Source organism: Pseudoxanthomonas sp. P4_B2 (assembly GCF_056402315.1).
The window spans coordinates 756,797-771,366 of record NZ_JBFUHQ010000002.1 but is presented as its reverse complement, the minus strand read 5'-3'; the positions used below and the strand labels follow the sequence as shown (position 1 = coordinate 771,366).

At 60.4% G+C, this 14,570-nt stretch carries 17 protein-coding genes; 4 read left to right on the top strand and 13 right to left on the bottom strand.

Translation table 11 applies throughout. The features are described from left to right. Positions 1-4 precede the first annotated feature (4 nt). Entirely contained in the window at positions 5-619 is a 615-nt protein-coding gene (locus AC1DTQ_RS07985) for a TetR/AcrR family transcriptional regulator (RefSeq protein ID WP_477848980.1), read from the bottom strand. Positions 620-623: 4 nt separating this feature from the next. Then, entirely contained in the window at positions 624-1,046 is a 423-nt protein-coding gene (locus AC1DTQ_RS07980) for an ester cyclase (RefSeq protein WP_477848979.1), read from the bottom strand. Positions 1,047-1,294: 248 nt separating this feature from the next. Here AC1DTQ_RS07980 and AC1DTQ_RS07975 point away from each other — a divergent pair, with 248 nt between their 5' ends. Next, positions 1,295-1,855, top strand: coding sequence for a hypothetical protein (locus AC1DTQ_RS07975; protein ID WP_477848978.1), 561 nt, complete (start codon positions 1,295-1,297; stop codon positions 1,853-1,855). Between the two features lie 289 nt (positions 1,856-2,144). Here the strand turns inward: AC1DTQ_RS07975 and AC1DTQ_RS07970 are convergent, their stop codons facing one another. From AC1DTQ_RS07970 to AC1DTQ_RS07925, 10 genes are all read right to left on the bottom strand, one after another. Continuing rightward, positions 2,145-2,513, bottom strand: a complete 369-nt coding sequence (locus AC1DTQ_RS07970) for a hypothetical protein (RefSeq protein ID WP_477848977.1) — start codon at positions 2,511-2,513, stop codon at positions 2,145-2,147. A gap of 16 nt (positions 2,514-2,529) precedes the next feature. Continuing rightward, positions 2,530-2,850 (bottom strand): DUF2277 domain-containing protein, encoded by a 321-nt coding sequence (locus AC1DTQ_RS07965; protein ID WP_477848976.1) that lies wholly within the window; start codon positions 2,848-2,850, stop codon positions 2,530-2,532. 108 nt (positions 2,851-2,958) lie between these two features. Beyond that, positions 2,959-3,327 carry an S-adenosylmethionine decarboxylase gene (locus AC1DTQ_RS07960; RefSeq protein ID WP_477848975.1) on the bottom strand — a complete coding sequence of 123 codons (369 nt, stop codon included), beginning with the start codon at positions 3,325-3,327 and terminating at the stop codon, positions 2,959-2,961. Between the two features lie 104 nt (positions 3,328-3,431). After that, positions 3,432-3,836 carry a GFA family protein gene (locus tag AC1DTQ_RS07955; protein WP_477848974.1) on the bottom strand — a complete coding sequence of 135 codons (405 nt, stop codon included), beginning with the start codon at positions 3,834-3,836 and terminating at the stop codon, positions 3,432-3,434. 51 nt (positions 3,837-3,887) lie between these two features. After that, positions 3,888-4,721, bottom strand: coding sequence for a lysostaphin resistance A-like protein (locus tag AC1DTQ_RS07950; protein WP_477848973.1), 834 nt, complete (start codon positions 4,719-4,721; stop codon positions 3,888-3,890). A gap of 78 nt (positions 4,722-4,799) precedes the next feature. After that, positions 4,800-5,246, bottom strand: a complete 447-nt coding sequence (locus tag AC1DTQ_RS07945) for a GFA family protein (RefSeq protein WP_477848972.1) — start codon at positions 5,244-5,246, stop codon at positions 4,800-4,802. Between the two features lie 26 nt (positions 5,247-5,272). Then, complete coding sequence (locus AC1DTQ_RS07940; protein WP_477848971.1) at positions 5,273-5,668, bottom strand: hypothetical protein; 396 nt, start codon at positions 5,666-5,668, stop codon at positions 5,273-5,275. 806 nt (positions 5,669-6,474) lie between these two features. After that, positions 6,475-6,879 carry a hypothetical protein gene (locus tag AC1DTQ_RS07935; RefSeq protein ID WP_477848970.1) on the bottom strand — a complete coding sequence of 135 codons (405 nt, stop codon included), beginning with the start codon at positions 6,877-6,879 and terminating at the stop codon, positions 6,475-6,477. A 456-nt stretch (positions 6,880-7,335) separates the two neighbouring features. Then, complete coding sequence (locus AC1DTQ_RS07930) at positions 7,336-8,424, bottom strand: DNA glycosylase AlkZ-like family protein (RefSeq protein ID WP_477848969.1); 1,089 nt, start codon at positions 8,422-8,424, stop codon at positions 7,336-7,338. Between the two features lie 55 nt (positions 8,425-8,479). Beyond that, positions 8,480-10,567, bottom strand: a complete 2,088-nt coding sequence (locus AC1DTQ_RS07925) for a gluconolaconase (protein WP_477848968.1) — start codon at positions 10,565-10,567, stop codon at positions 8,480-8,482. Positions 10,568-10,788: 221 nt separating this feature from the next. Here AC1DTQ_RS07925 and AC1DTQ_RS07920 point away from each other — a divergent pair, with 221 nt between their 5' ends. From AC1DTQ_RS07920 to AC1DTQ_RS07910, 3 genes are all read left to right on the top strand, one after another. Continuing rightward, positions 10,789-11,142, top strand: coding sequence for a YkgJ family cysteine cluster protein (locus tag AC1DTQ_RS07920; RefSeq protein ID WP_477848967.1), 354 nt, complete (start codon positions 10,789-10,791; stop codon positions 11,140-11,142). Between the two features lie 746 nt (positions 11,143-11,888). Beyond that, on the top strand, positions 11,889-13,700 hold the full coding sequence (locus AC1DTQ_RS07915; protein WP_477848966.1) for a hypothetical protein: 1,812 nt from the start codon (positions 11,889-11,891) through the stop codon (positions 13,698-13,700). A gap of 129 nt (positions 13,701-13,829) precedes the next feature. Next, positions 13,830-14,210, top strand: coding sequence for a hypothetical protein (locus tag AC1DTQ_RS07910; RefSeq protein ID WP_477848965.1), 381 nt, complete (start codon positions 13,830-13,832; stop codon positions 14,208-14,210). Positions 14,211-14,289: 79 nt separating this feature from the next. Here AC1DTQ_RS07910 and AC1DTQ_RS07905 read toward each other — a convergent pair whose 3' ends face one another. Continuing rightward, positions 14,290-14,505: a hypothetical protein gene (locus tag AC1DTQ_RS07905; protein WP_477848964.1), complete on the bottom strand. Its 216-nt coding sequence runs from the start codon at positions 14,503-14,505 to the stop codon at positions 14,290-14,292. Positions 14,506-14,570: the final 65 nt, after the last annotated feature.

Genomic DNA, 14,570 nt, shown 5'->3' with positions numbered 1-14,570 from the left:
GCATCTAAGCCGCGTCCGATTTGCGCGCCGCTTCGACCATCGCGCGGATCGCCCAGCGCTTCGCCTTTCGCGCCTCCGCGTCATCGAGCTGCAGAACATCCTTGCAAACCACCATGGCTTCGGTGCCGATGACCAGCGCCAGGGCGCGCGTCAATTGCTTCAATGCTGCCGGCTTGAACTGCTTGCGCACCGGCGCCAGCGCAGCTTCGATCAACGGCGTGCGACGATTCTGGCGGGCAGGAACGGCATCGTCGCTGCCGTCGCCGATACCGCGTTGCAGCGAATGCGCCAGCATCATCCGTAGCTGCGCCTCGTTGGCCAGCACCATCTCGTGCAAGGCGTCGTCCACCCATTCCACCCGGGCGACGGCATCCTCCTTCGGAGCATGCTCGAACAGCGCATCTGCATCGGGAGTGGCGACGTCCAGGGCGGCTTCCAGCAACAAGGCGTCCACTTTCGGAAAATAGCGGTAGGCAGTGGCGCGCGAGACCATCGCCTCTTCGGCGATTTCCTCCAGACTCGGTTTGCGGCCCTGCCTGACCAGACGGGTGGCGGCCTGCAACAGATCCTTGCGCGTGCGCCGGCGCTGGTTGGGCCGGCCCGCGGACGTATCGCTCATCGCTTCAGTTCTGCGGCAGTTGTTGGAGGATGGCGGACATATCCAGCCATACCTGCTCGCGTTTGATGTCGCCGGCATCGGCGAACTCGATGACATGCAGCAGGCGGAACTCGAGAGGGCGGTCGCGCCCTTCCAATCCGAACGGACGGCCCGGCGCGCGGCCGCGCCACATCGATTCGTCGACCAGGAAGTCCTCGCCGTACAAGCGACGCAGGCTTTGCACTTTGCCGTCGGACAAGTCGGCGAAAAGTTGTTGATAGAAGCCTCGGGCGGATTCGGGACCATGGGTCGGACCGGTCGGCGAGCCGACGATGTCGTGCTCGACGTCCGGCGCAAGCGTGGCCAGCACGCCCGCCACGTCGTCGCGGGCCTCGAAACCGAAGTGTTCGTCGAGCTTCTGGTCCATCCGGGTGCGGCTAAGGCTCATGGTCGGGGAATCCTGGGGATGGGTGAGGAGGACAGCTTAATGAGATATTTGTCTCATTACAACACTATCGTCGCATATTCGACGAATGGTTCTTTGGGTTCTCTGCCTCTCTGCCGCCTTCTCGCCATGGCCTTCGGGAGTAAGATGCCTCGGCGCTCCCACAGCCATCGTCACCCGCTTCACCCGCGTTTGGTTCCGCCCGCTCTATCCATTGCGCGCCATCACCCAAACTCCGAAGGAGCCCCGTCATGAACGCTTTGCCGCAACTCTGGCTGCCCATCCTGGTAGCAGCGGTCCTGGTCTACATCGCCAGCAGCCTGATCCACATGGTCTTCAAGTGGCATAACAGCGACTACAAGAAGCTGGCCAACGAAGACGAAGTGCAGGCTGTCCTGCGCAAAGGCGCACCCGCGCCCGGACAGTACGGCATTCCTCACTGCACGGACATGAAAGCCATGCGGGAAGAAGCCATGATGAAGAAATACGTGGACGGCCCGATCGGCATGCTTACTGTGATCAAGAGCGGCCCACCGAAGATGGGCGGCATGCTGATCCGCTGGTTCCTCTTCAACCTGGTGATCGCCATCGCCGCCGGCGCCATCGCGCTGCAGGTCTATGGCCTGCCCGGCAACGCCCACTACGCTGGGCATCTGGTCGGCCTGATCACCTTCCTCACCTATGCGGGCGGCAGCGTGCAGTCCGGCATCTGGATGGGAAAGCCGTGGGTCAGCGTGATCAAGGATCTGCTGGACGCCTTGATCTACGGCGTCGTCAGCGCGCTGGCGTTCTGGTGGTTGTGGCCGGCCTGACAAGCCATTCTCGAGAAAACGGAGAGGCGGCTGCGGCTGCCTTTTCTTTTCGGGTCTCGGGCCGTGACTTCTGGACCGCGACAGAACAGCCACCTAGGCTCGCAATGACGGTCCCCGATACGGCACGTGCGGGCTCCTATGTCAAGTCTCCGTATAGCGGAGGGCGGCAAGAACAGAATCATCATATTGAAGAATTTCTCCTGACACTGCTATGTCAGTAGCGCTCCGAACCCGACGCCTAACATCTGACACAGCCTCCCCGCGAAGCGGGTTCGGCTTGAATGAATTGCTATGGCTCATCCGACGAGCGCACATAAATCGACTCAACGCGATCCAGCACATCATACAAACGCAGCTTGCCGTGCTTGAGACCGATAACTTTAAACCGAAAGCGGCCGAACTGTCCGTGCTGCGGCGTAACGACTAATTGGCAGCCTTCCAGGCTCCAGGTCGCATCGGATATTTCAGGTCTTTGGCCAAGCCAAGAATTGAAGGTGCGAGAACCTGCTGCACTTTCAAGGGAGAACTCCTCGAAGAAACCGGAATCGCTGGTCCTGCTCCATGTCCCAGCAAGTCCTAGTTCCGTGGTGGGGCAGTCGGTGGACTGGGCGGATCCTGATGCCGCCAAAAGGACTAAGAATGCAGCAATCTTTCTCATGATCCCTACACCTGTACTAAGCCGAGCCGCGAAGCGGCTTCGGCTTAAACGATTTGCTGGGTAGGTCTTTCACGCCGAAGCGCTTAGCTGAAAGGCTCGCAGCCTTATTGCGTTCGACTTCTCGGTTCTTTGGTGGCGTGAACGTGGTGAGCGAATCAATGAGCGTTGTCGCAGCCAGAGTAACTTGCTTCACCGCCTCATTGAACGCTGTTTCATTGGCTTTCGATGGCGCATTGAATCCGCTCAATTTTCGAACGAATTGCAATGCGGAGGCTCGGATCTCATCTCCAGTTGCTGGAGGGTCGAAGTTGTACAACGTCTTAATATTTCTGCACACAAACACCTCCAATGCTCGATTATCGCCTACGCCTGAACTAGGCCGACCCGCGAAGCGAGTTCGGTTCGAACGAACTGTTAGGCCTTACCAATGGCAACCTGTGAACAATTAGAACGCTCGATGCTCAAGTTTCGAAGCGCCGAAGTGATGCTGCGTGAACTCGAGTGCTTGGCGGACATCAAATGCTTTGCAGGTAAACAGGACCGCCGCAAAAAACTTGCGCTCCGACCAGACATAAAGCGAAATCCCGGAATCGATCAGCGGAATGAAGGCATCAAAGCCAGCGTTCTCCAGCTTTCCCTCACCCGCGGGGGAGTGGATGATCGGTGTCCCGTAGGTGCGCAGACTCAAATGCGCCGCTACGCCGGTCAAGTATCCTTCAACCGATACGTGATCCACAGCAATAGTATAGAAACCCTCGATCAGCAAGCGCTGCCTAGTTATGTCTGGCGCTAGATTTCGCATGAAATCCTCCATAAAGCTTCCTGTTTGACTTGAGCGGACGGCAGAGTCCGCATGAAGGAAAAGTAGAGAATCATGTGCCGCGGCAATTTTGTACGGACAAGTTTTGGTGGCACAGCCTATAGATGCCGCGTCTCTGTGGGCTCCGTCCACCAGCTGTTGTCCCGCCCATTGGCGAACCGAACAGCTGCTTGCAGGAGTTCGTCAGGCGGCGCATCATCGAGTGTGCTCAGCTGGATAGAGACGTAGTCTCCACCGATTTGCTCGATATATCCGCGTCCGAAAGAGCGAACGCCGCAATGCTTGCAGAATAAGTGATGTCCGCTCTTTGTTCCAAACTGATAGTCGCTCAGATCGGACTCACCAGAAATCAGGCGAAAATCATTTGGTTTGACGATGACGCTCCAGTTCCGCGTCTTCGTACAAATTGAGCAGTTGCATTTTCCCGTTCCGGTGCTCAGATCGATATCCGCCTCGTAACGTACTGCGCCGCAGTGGCAACTGCCGTGATAGGTTTTCTTCATGTGTTTGCTCCGTATTAAGAAGGACAAATCTTGGAAGCCCCGACGCCTGAGTTAAGCCGAGTCGCGAAGCGGCTTTGGTTTGAATGAATTGCTGGCCGTTGCGTGAAGTGCGACACCGCTGGCCTGCTTGTCGAAAAAGAACCGGTGGTTGAGTAGCGCGAACGCACAGGCGACTCCAAGGTAAAACAGCGACCCCTTCGATCCGCCCGGAAGAAAGCTGCCGTCAACGGAGGGCAAGAGCGCTTGCAGAATTCCCGGATGCGTATTTGCCGCCCAGTGGAACGCCACCGCAGGCCATACGGAGCCGCCGGCACGCTGCACCAAGAAGACCATGAAGATCGACCACGTCTCTAGATAAGCCAGGAAATTCAGTGCCGAGGCAGCGGAGGTGAATACTGAGTTTCGGTACAACGCGATATGCCACGCCCACCAGATGCCACCGACGGCCAGCGCGGCCCAGAACGGAGCCAAGCGACCAAGAAATGCGTGCTGCAGATATCCGCGCCACCCGAACTCCTCCGCAAGCGGTCCTGTGATCAGAGCCGCGCCTAGCGACAACCCCAGTACGGCCGCCGGAGACAAGACGATGCTCGAAAGCGATACACCCGTGACCAGCAGATAGCTCAGGCCCAGCAACAGCGGGACCAAAGTCGCAACCAATACATAACGTAATGCACCGAGCGTTCTGAAAACGCGACGCGAAAACATCTTGAGACCTTTCTTGCCACCCTCCGCGAAGGAGGCGGCAAATCCCGCGACACTGGCGAACAGAGGGAAGAACCATAGACTCAGCCGCTCGTCTTGAACAAAGAGCCACCCTACCCAAGGAACGCCGAAAGCGACGAGCAAGAATGTGACGCCGCCGACTAAGTTCCCACGAGTCATAAGGTTTTCCGATAAGAGAGCAAGGGCCAACGCCTGAGCTAAGCCGACCCACGGCGCAGCTTCGGCTTGAATGAATTGTTAGGCGCCAGACGTGACCATCTGTACGTCTGGAACCCACAGCTGTAACCACCTGGAGATCTTCTCATCCTGACTCAAGGTTTGAGGGGAAGCTGGAGTGGAGCTCCCGAGTCCATTATGCCCATCCAAGCAGCCGATATTCACTGCGCCGTAAATGCGGGAGTTGTACTCATAGGTGACCGCAACAAGCACGCCGCAGTGCGCACAGATCAAAAAATCGGCGGCGTTTGACCCCTGTCGATACTTACGCACTGCGCCTTGGCTCGAAGACACAGACAAGCTCCCGGCGGGGTCCGAGATGTAAGCTGCACCGTGCTTCCGGCAGAACATGCAATCGCATGCGCGCGGTGTGATATTTGCTGGGTCTAAGCCAGTGGAAAAGTCGACGCGCAGTTCACCGCAATGGCAACTGCCATGAAGTGTTATCCAATCTGTCGCTATCGACATTGCCCCACCAGGGTCTAACGCCCGAATTAAGCCGACCTGTGAAGTGGATTCGGCTTGAATGAATTAGATCTCAGTTGGCTGTAGGCCACCGAAGCCAGCAAAGCGCCGATTAGCCACGCCGCTAGGGCGCTACCGCCATGGGTCAGTAGGCCTGTCGCCGCCAAGGCAAAAATTCCCGTTGTCGCAAATCCAATGAAAGCAGGAAGAGTTTTGGCGGTAAGCACCCGGATTGCGAGGAAATGAATGAGCAATGCCACAAGCATTGCGCCTAGGCCAAAGACCACCGTTGCCTGCCAGAGTGCGAGAGGAAAGCCCCGCGGCATGGCAAAGGCAGTGGTGAAGCCGAGCGTGTAGAGGGATACGGTATAAGTGAGTCCGCCTGATACAACTCCAGCCGCGATGCTTTTGAGGGACTGCCGCATGGTTTTCTCCTGAGGTCCGACGCCTGACACAGCCGACCCGCGAAGCGGCTTCGGCTTGAATGAATTGTTAGGCCGCAGCCGACGAACGGTTGAGACAAGGCCCTCAAAAAGTTGTCATGGCAATGCGGGCATGACAATCGAGAGGAATAAGCATATGAAAACTAACACAAAATTAGGATTTTCTGGCAGACAACTGAATCGACTCTGGGGAGTCGGTGCAAAACATGCGCTTTATCACTGGGAAGGGTCTTGGTACAACAATCTCCAATTGTTTCCAGGCGCGCTGTTTGACCCAAACGGCTACGTAGTATTTGAAACTGAGTGCGCCTACAGGAGCTCGCCCTACGTCCGGGTTACGCAAGAGACGAATGTAAGAAACGGGATTTCGTCACTGCCAGGTTATACGAGAATGGCTGTGTGAGGCCTAACGCCTGACACAGCCGAACCGCGAAGCGGTTTCGGCTTGAATGAACTGTTAGGGCTCACGCGGTGCGGCGGCTCATGAACCGCAAGACGAGCCAAGTGAGAAGTACTAGGACTGCGGGGCAGACCCAGCCGAAGCGGACAGCAAGGGGAATGGATTCATGGGCGACAGAAGCCCAGGCAAAGTTGAGTGCCCAGCCGGCCGCAACCGCAATACCTGCAGCAACTAGGCCGTTCAAACGGGTACGTGACCTTAGCAGCCAGAACAGAACGACTGGCAGTACCAAAGCCGTTAGCAAAAGAGCAGTAGCCATGAACTTCCCCGTGAGCCCTAACGCCTGAATTAAGCCGACCCGCGAAGCGGGTTCGGTTTGAATGAATTGTTAGATGGTAACCGGGCCATCTGCACGAGCGAGCTGTTGCATGCAGGACCGCAGACGAAAGTACATGGCGAAGCCCGTGGCGAGAACTCCAGACAGGCTGAGCAATAGGCCGAGACAGAAGTAACCGATATTGGTGTGCAAGATTTCGGAAAGTCCTGCGATACCCTTCAGGGTGCCGGTCCGACCGGTAATTATCTTTTCGGAGACATTTCTATACTTGCCGAAATCGTCGATGCGGTTGAGGACGATGCGAAGCTTGTCGTCATGAATCATAGTAGTTTGCGCAAGCTCTACTCCCATCCCTAAAGCCTGTCGCTGTTTAACGATGCCACCGAGCAGGCCAAAGCTTGCCACGGCAAAGAAGGAAAAGAAAACGATCAATAGGGTTGCGACGCTATTTCTCATGCCATCTAACGCCTGAATTAAGCCGACCCGCTACGAAACGGCCGAAGTTTGCCGAGACCGCGAAGCGGGCTCGGCTTGAATGAATTGTTAGGTGGCAAGTAACCTCCAGCCCACCCAAGTTGCAGAAAGCGCAAACAGAATAAGAGGTACCACGGCTTTGGCGATGAAGCCTGAAACAATCCCAGCGCGCTTTGCCCTGAAACCATCAATTACGCTCCAAATAAGAACTGCGCCAGCAGCTGCACATATCCAGAACATTTTCTGGCCAGGCGACGTATACGGGACAAGCGGAAAAAGAAGCGCCCCAATCCATGTGAAAGCGACAGCCTTGCCGCTAATCCAGGATTGGTAAACATCTCGATTAGCTCTCATTGCCGCCCAACTACGATTAGACCCCAAAATGGGGTGTAGCGCGGATTGTGGGAGCCGCCTGGGAGGCCCGTCAATCCAATGTCTTCATCCCAACCCCAAGAACACCCGCATCCGTACCAGTTCTGCTTCCAGCGCCCGATCGAATGCCGCCTCTTGCGGCGCATGGCCATCGACGTAGTGCAGCTGCGGTCGCAACACGCCTTCGGCCACCGACAGATTGCCCCAACCGATCACGCGATCGCGCCACAATAGCGGAAGCGCGTAGTAGCCCAGCTTGCGTTTGGGTGCGGGCGTATAGGCCTCGAAGCGGTAAGCCCACTCCCAGAACAGCTGGAAACGGCGGCGGTCCCATACCACCGGATCGAACGGCGTCAGTAGGCGCACTTGCTCGTCGAGCTTCCAGCGCCGGCTCTGCGCGCGCTCGTCCACAGGCCATAGCCAATCCACGCCTTCCACGCGCGCGCGCTGCAGACGTTGCCGCGCGCGCAACAGCGCCGGTTTACGCGCGGCGTTCCATTGCGGCACGCCACTGCCCAGATAGCTCACCAACTGGCCCAGACTGGCATCGGGCAGCGGTGCGTATTTCTCTACGATCAGATCGATCAACGCATCCAGGCGCGCGTCGATATCGGCCTTGTCCACCGGCGCGGCGTCTTCGCGCACGGCGTAGACGCGGGTACCGCCGTCGCGCCGCGCCACTCGCAACAGGCCGCGGTAGTGCATGCCGTCCAGCAGCTGGGTGCTGGCGTTGGAGGAGCCGCCGAACCAGTTGGTGGTCTTGCCATGAGCGAAGTGCGCGTCCACTTCGCGCGGATGCATCGCACCGCGTTCGGCGATGAACTCGCGCACCGCCCGCGCCTGCTTCCAGCGCGCCGGCGTCCAGGTCTGGCGCGCGATGCGCGGATGCATCAGCGCGTGGTGGGCGCGCGGCAGGAAACCGTAGTTGACGAAGAAATCCTCTTCCAGAGCCAGCCGCGGATAGCGCCGTTCCAGATCACCGGCACGGTAGCCAACCACGCGATGGCGCAAGGTCAGGTCCTGCGCCCGCGCCGGCGCACGGATCGGGTCGGCCTGGACGAAGCCGAGTTTTTCGATGGCCCGCATCAGCGTGGTCGGCTTGAACAGCGAACGGGCGATGGCGTAACGGCGCAGGTGGCTCAGGGTCAAAGGCATGGGGCAATGATGCCAGTCTCAGGGCCCTGATGGCTTCCGACTCACGGCGATCCCACTATTCCAGCGCCACTTTAAGATCGCGCCCAGAACTGGCCACGTTGCCAACATAGTCGCGCGCCGTGATGCGCAGCGTGTAGTCGCCAGCAGGTAGGCCGTCCGGTCGCCAGGCGCCGGCGACGAGCTCACCGTCGCGCACGGTGTTGCTGACCACGTATTTGAAATGCGTCGCCGCGCTGCCGTGCACGGTGATGCCGCTGCCTGGCGCATAGGCTACCTTCACCGCACCGCCGTCGGCGGGCATGCGATTGAATTCGATGTTCATGCGCGGCGTTTCGTAGCCCGGCGGCGGCGTGCCGTCGGCGCGCAGTAGCTGGTAGCCCACGGCGTGCAGGCCCAAGCGCCGTCTCGGCAGATTGCGATCCACTTGGTCCCAGGCGTCCACCACGATCTGCACGTCCATACCGCGCGGCACCAGCACGCGGCCATCGGCCCGCTTGGCCAGCGGTCGTTCGCTGGCGTCGAACAGTTCGATGCTTTCGATGCGCGGCGAATAGTGGTCGGCGTATCCGCTGAAGCCCAGCGCCACCGCGTTGCGCTCGAAACCGTTCGCGCCCACGCTGAGGTGCACATGCGCCATGCGGTTGAGGGTGCCCAGCACTTCGCCCGCCTTGAAGCGCGTGCCGCGCAGCACGCGTATGCGTTCGGGTTCGCCGGCTTCATCGCGCAGCAATTGGAAGCGCGGATCGGACGCCACCCCGCGCGCATCGCGTCCCACCCGCATGTGGAGGTAGCTGAGACCGTCGATCGCGATGCCTTCGCCCAGTTCTTCCAGTCCCCAGGCGCCGGACGGGCTGCTGACCTTGCCGTCGGCGATCGCCAGCACCTGCGCGCCCACGTCGCCGCGGATGTCCAACCCGCCGTGCAGATGGTCGCGGCTTTCGTTGTCGTAGTTGCCGCGCACTTCGCCCAGCGTGCCGACCACTTCGTGCCAACCGTCCTGCGGATGCAGCGGCCAGCGTCCACCGGTGATGGGCAGCGGATCGTTCGGCGCGGGACCCACCGCGCCCAGCGTCGGCGCAGTCATGCCGGTCGCCGCATCCACGGCCGCGATGCGGTGGAGGCGATGGCTGCCGGCATCGGCGACCAGCAGCGCGCCCTTGGCGTCGAGGACCAGACCGGTCGGACGCGAGAGCCGCTGCGCCTGGGTGGCACCGGTCAACACGTGCGGCTGTCCGTCATGTGACAGCTGGATCACCCGCCCCGATGACATTTCGCCCACGTAGAGCAGACCGTCGTGGGTCCGCGCCAGACTCATCGGTCGGTACAGCGCATCTTGTCCGGCGTAGTACGGCGTCACCACCGTGCCATCGGGCGCGACGCGGCGAATGGCGTTATTGCGGGTGTCGGCGACCCAAACGATGCCCTGCGCATCCACCACCAACGCGGTGGGTGTATCGAAGCGTGCGGCGGCGCCAACGCCATCCAGATTGCCCGGCCGGTCGCCGCCGGCCAGGGTGCTGACCTGTCCGTGCGGGTCGATCCTGCGGATGCGGTCGTTGTAGGTGTCGGCAACGTAGACATTGCCATGCGCATCCACCGCCACGCCGATGGGGCCGTTGAACTGCGCCTGCGTCCCGGCGCCATCGCGGAACCCGGCGACCCCGGTGCCCGCCACCGTGCTGACCATGCCCAGCGGCGTGACCTTGCGGATGGCGTGATTGCCGGTATCGGCCACATACAGATTGCCCGCGCGGTCCAACGCCAGGCCGGAAGGCGTGTTGAATCGCGCCGCGGTGCCGTCGCCATCGGCGAAACCTTCGGCGAAGCCGGCCAGCGTGGTGACCACACCGTCGCTGCCGATCCTGCGGATGCGGTTGTTGTCGCCGGCATCGGCCACGTACAGCGTGCCGTCTTCGGTGATCGCGACACCATAGGGATCGTCGAAACGCACCTGCGCGACCGGCCCGTTGCGCATCCCGCGCACGCCATCGCCGGCCACGAGCTGCAGCTGTGCGGTCCAGCCGAACGGCGTCGGTGCGGGGCCTTCTGGCAGACCGGAAGTTTTCGATGCGAAAAAGAACATCGCGGCCAGCGCGGCGACAATCAGAACGCCCGCGGCCCACAACCAGGTATTACGACTCATGCGGTCCCGCAGGTAGGAAGCGAGCAGGCACGATAGTCAATCGCAGGGAGTGTGGGAAGCGAGCGCTGACGGGACAGTGTGCCGATACTCGGCTGAACCGGTCGCGCGCGCGTGTTCCGTGTCGACTCCCGGATGCAGGAAGCGGTCCACACCACCCGCTTGCAATACACTGTCGATGAAGCATGCCGTTGGTGGCAGCCATTGTCGGGAGGGCGCGCAGCGTGGACAGCAATAACCGCAAGCTCGAAGAGTTGCGCGCGCGCATTCCCAGCTTCAGGTGCATCGTGGGCTGTCACGATTGCTGCGGGCCGGTGACCGCTTCCTCCGAAGAGATGGCTAGGCTTCCCGTCAAAACCGAAGCCGAGCATGAAGCCGCACTGGCGGAATTGAGTTGCCCGCACCTGGGCGAGCATGGTTGCGAGGTCTATAGCGAGCGCCCCCTCATCTGCCGGCTGTTCGGGACGACGCCCAGCCTGCTTTGCCCGAATGGCATGCGCCCGGTCTACATGATCGACCGGCGCACCGAAGAGGAGATCCACCAGTTCCTTGCGAGTACGAGGCAAGTGCTGGTTTGACGCAGCGCTTATGAACTCCGGCCCATCAGGCTCCGGCGTTCGCTTCGTTGGCCTTGAGCGGCCTTGCTTAGTCGCAGGTTCGTGCAAGATCGCGATCTTGCACGAACGTCGTAACAGCCGTTTTGTCAGTGGGTCGCCACCAGGTCGGCCTGGGTCTGTCCAGCGGTCTCGGACTCAGATTGCGTAATCGGTTCCTTTTTTTCCGTCTGTGCTTCCTGAGAAATCAAGGACGGCGGGGACCTCACCAACGAACATTGGTTGAAACAGTCCTCCAGCACGATCGTGCAAAGTTGAGGCGGATTTCCCGCTTGGTTGCAAGCGCGGAAATTGGCCCTGCATGTGTCTTCGCAAGTTGCCTGTGCTGTGCCAGCGCTGAAGAGCCCCAACGAGATCAAGGCCATGGACAACGGGGTTGCATAGGTTTTCATGATTCATTCCTTCGATTGATGCGTTTCCCCATGAAACGCTTCCGGATAATGAACGTGCTTTTTTGTGCCGCATGTCGTAGCGCACAAATTCCTTCCCGGACGGATTTAACGGCCAGAAAACCTCTGTCGCATGTGATGCGGATCATGCTTTGCCGTGCTTCCGCTTCTGAGCTGGACGACTTCGAGAAAAAGTGTGGCCGCCTCATCGGAGCGGCTGCGTTTGTCCATAAGCAGACACCCCCACCAGGATGACAGGGGCGACGATGGAGGCCTGCACTCACGCGCCATGGGCGCAGGCTATCCCAAGGAGATTCATTCATGGCTATCGTCAAGGTCCTCATCGTCACCGACGATGACGGCGGCTTCCAACGCAGTAATTCGACCGCACACAAGTTCCATCTCGGCGAGTTCGTCAAGGTACTCAACGACACCGATTGGCAAGGTTTCACTCTGCAGATCACGCGCGCGCATCGCAGCGCCAATCCTTCTCCCGGCACACCGCAGGCGACCCATCCGATCGGCGCTGACGTCTATGGCTTCCGCTTCAGCGCGGCCAGTCTGGCGGGCTTCGACATGTGTTTCTTCCTGTCGATCGCGTCCAAGGCAGAGGATCCGGTTGGCTCCGATGCGAGTCGCCAGGCGGAAGCCGCGGCCGTGGCCGCTTTCATGGAAGCGGGCGGTGGCTTCCTGGCCGTGGGCGATCACGAAGACCTGGGCGCCAGCATCAATCAGCATATTCCGCGCGTGCGCAGCATGCGTCGCTGGGCCTCGCCGGTCGCTGGACCGCACGGCGGACCCGTAGCGCCCAGCGGCACCGAGGCCGACCGCCACGACACCTTGCAGCGCGGTACCGACAGCGGCACGAACAACGGCATCGTCTATCCGTATCAGTTCAACGACCAGTCCGATGGCGAGCCGCAGCCGATCAGCACGCGTTCCTATACGGTGTACTCCAGCCGCTGGTTTCGCAAAACCCTGCCGCATCCGCTGCTATGTTCGCCGCTGGGCCGGGTGAATGTTCTTCCGGATCACATGCATGAAGGCTGGTGCGAAGTCCCCAGCGATCTGTCGCGCAACGAAGACCTGCCCGGGCGCAGCGGCAAGCCGGAATACCCGCTGGGCACCGATGGCGTGCAGGTGGAACCGGAAGTCATCGCCGACGCCAAGGTGCTGCCGCATGAGACCTACAACCAGGAATTCGGCGCGCCGTTCACCATCTCACCGATGAGCGGGAATTATTCCTTCGGCGTCATCGCGGCCTACGACGGGCATCGCGCCAACATCGGACGTGCGGTGGTGGACGCCACCTGGCACCACTTCGTCAACATCAACTTGATCGGTACCACTTCGTCATTCGCTGGGCTCAATCCCAGCAAGGCGAAGGGTTTCTACTCCGGTCCGGGCGACACGCCGGTGCCGGCCTACGAAAAGATCATGTGGTACTACCGCAATCTGGTGTACTGGTTGATTCCCAAACACCGCACGCGATTCCTGTGGTTGAACGAACTGGCGCAGGCGGTGCGATTGAACCCGCGTTGGGAGGAATTCAAGGGTTCGCGCTTCCATGGCGAGTATCTGCAGACGCTGGACCTGCGCCATATCCTGGGCTTCGCGCAACTGGCCGAGGGTTATTTCAACAGCGTGCGCGGCTTCTGCGTGCAGTTCCACCTGCTGCCCATCATTCTTTACCCGATCTGGAAATTCGATCCGCGCATCTGGGAAGACCTGATGCCGGAGCTGGATCCGTGGGATCCGGTATCCGAAGCCTTGTCGCGCAAGATCAAGCCGCTGGACAGTTGGCGACAGGGTTTGCTGCCCGATGCGCAGCTGCGCCGGCAGGTCTTGCTGGGCACGCTGGCCATCGCCGCGACCCAGCAGTTGGAGCGTTATGGAGAAGCCGACGAGAAGTCGTACTTCAACGTACAGAAGCAGTTGCTGGAACTGCTGCCGCGCCATCTGGAATTGGCCGCCGCCGAGCTTGAAGAAGGCATCAAGGCCACGCGGCAGCTCACCGGCAGTCTGAAAGCATTGGCGGCCGCCGCGCAGCAAGCCAAGCCGGAAGCGCTTGGTCGGCAGCAGTCGGGACGCAAGCAAGCGGCGGCCAAAGCGACTAGCGAGAAGCGAGGATAGATCTGGCGACAAACGGATCGAGTGGGCTGGATTGGTGAGGCCAATCCAGCCTGCGGCACTTGAGCATCGAAATCCGGGATGCGGTAAAAAGAAGCGGAACGGAAAACCTTTCCTCCCGGAGCCCCACCAATGATCCATTGCATCCGTACGGTGCCTCGCGCGCGTCTGCTCGCAGTCGCCTCGATTCTCATCGCGTTATCCGCTTGCGCTGCCGCGCCCACACGCACCGCGCTGGTGGTCGGGCAGCAGGCCATGATCGAAGGCGAAGTGGTTCGCGTCGACACCGACCCGTGGGCCTACGACGGAAACGCTGTGATCACGGTTTCCACCGATGCAGGCACAATCAACGTGCAACTGCCCGCACGCTGGAATCTGTGCAAAGCACCGTCCCCTGACAACGTGCAGGCGCTCAAGCCAGGCGATCGCGTGCAGGCCGTCGGCACGATAACCGCACCGGGCGAACTGGTGGTGTGCGAGCAATCGAAGCACCTGCTACGCAAGGTCGAATGAGCGCAGCAAGGCTACGAAGCCAGCACGATGCATAGGCCCTGCCCGCGGTGCACGATCTGGCACCGCGGGCGCCGCGTGCTCACCCGTCCGTGTTGTGTAGGTGTAGGACGGCGTGGCGAAAAGCCCAGGTATAGGTGTTGCCGAGCATGACCGGCAGCAGGTTGCGATAGGCGCGGATACGCTCTTCGTTGCTGGGCGCATCGGGCGTGCGGTAGCGCGCGGGATGCTGCAGCGAAAGGAAGGCCAGCGGTCCCAGTGCCGCCTCACGGATTGCGATGCCGTTGTTGTCGTTCATGGTGCGCATACCCCTTGGGAAAGCAAGCATGCCCGCGGGCTTGCCTGCGGCCGAGTTCCCCGACA

Coding starts and splice junctions, on each gene's coding strand:
- AC1DTQ_RS07980 (WP_477848979.1), bottom strand. CDS start 1,046: ATGAGCCTTAGCCGCACCCGGATGGACCAGAAGCTCGACGAACACTTC.
- AC1DTQ_RS07985 (WP_477848980.1), bottom strand. CDS start 619: ATGAGCGATACGTCCGCGGGCCGGCCCAACCAGCGCCGGCGCACGCGC.
- AC1DTQ_RS07910 (WP_477848965.1), top strand. CDS start 13,830: ATGATCCATTGCATCCGTACGGTGCCTCGCGCGCGTCTGCTCGCAGTC.
- AC1DTQ_RS07915 (WP_477848966.1), top strand. CDS start 11,889: ATGGCTATCGTCAAGGTCCTCATCGTCACCGACGATGACGGCGGCTTC.
- AC1DTQ_RS07970 (WP_477848977.1), bottom strand. CDS start 2,513: ATGAGAAAGATTGCTGCATTCTTAGTCCTTTTGGCGGCATCAGGATCC.
- AC1DTQ_RS07960 (WP_477848975.1), bottom strand. CDS start 3,327: ATGGAGGATTTCATGCGAAATCTAGCGCCAGACATAACTAGGCAGCGC.
- AC1DTQ_RS07935 (WP_477848970.1), bottom strand. CDS start 6,879: ATGAGAAATAGCGTCGCAACCCTATTGATCGTTTTCTTTTCCTTCTTT.
- AC1DTQ_RS07940 (WP_477848971.1), bottom strand. CDS start 5,668: ATGCGGCAGTCCCTCAAAAGCATCGCGGCTGGAGTTGTATCAGGCGGA.
- AC1DTQ_RS07975 (WP_477848978.1), top strand. CDS start 1,295: ATGAACGCTTTGCCGCAACTCTGGCTGCCCATCCTGGTAGCAGCGGTC.
- AC1DTQ_RS07945 (WP_477848972.1), bottom strand. CDS start 5,246: ATGTCGATAGCGACAGATTGGATAACACTTCATGGCAGTTGCCATTGC.
- AC1DTQ_RS07955 (WP_477848974.1), bottom strand. CDS start 3,836: ATGAAGAAAACCTATCACGGCAGTTGCCACTGCGGCGCAGTACGTTAC.
- AC1DTQ_RS07950 (WP_477848973.1), bottom strand. CDS start 4,721: ATGACTCGTGGGAACTTAGTCGGCGGCGTCACATTCTTGCTCGTCGCT.
- AC1DTQ_RS07905 (WP_477848964.1), bottom strand. CDS start 14,505: ATGAACGACAACAACGGCATCGCAATCCGTGAGGCGGCACTGGGACCG.
- AC1DTQ_RS07925 (WP_477848968.1), bottom strand. CDS start 10,567: ATGAGTCGTAATACCTGGTTGTGGGCCGCGGGCGTTCTGATTGTCGCC.
- AC1DTQ_RS07930 (WP_477848969.1), bottom strand. CDS start 8,424: ATGCCTTTGACCCTGAGCCACCTGCGCCGTTACGCCATCGCCCGTTCG.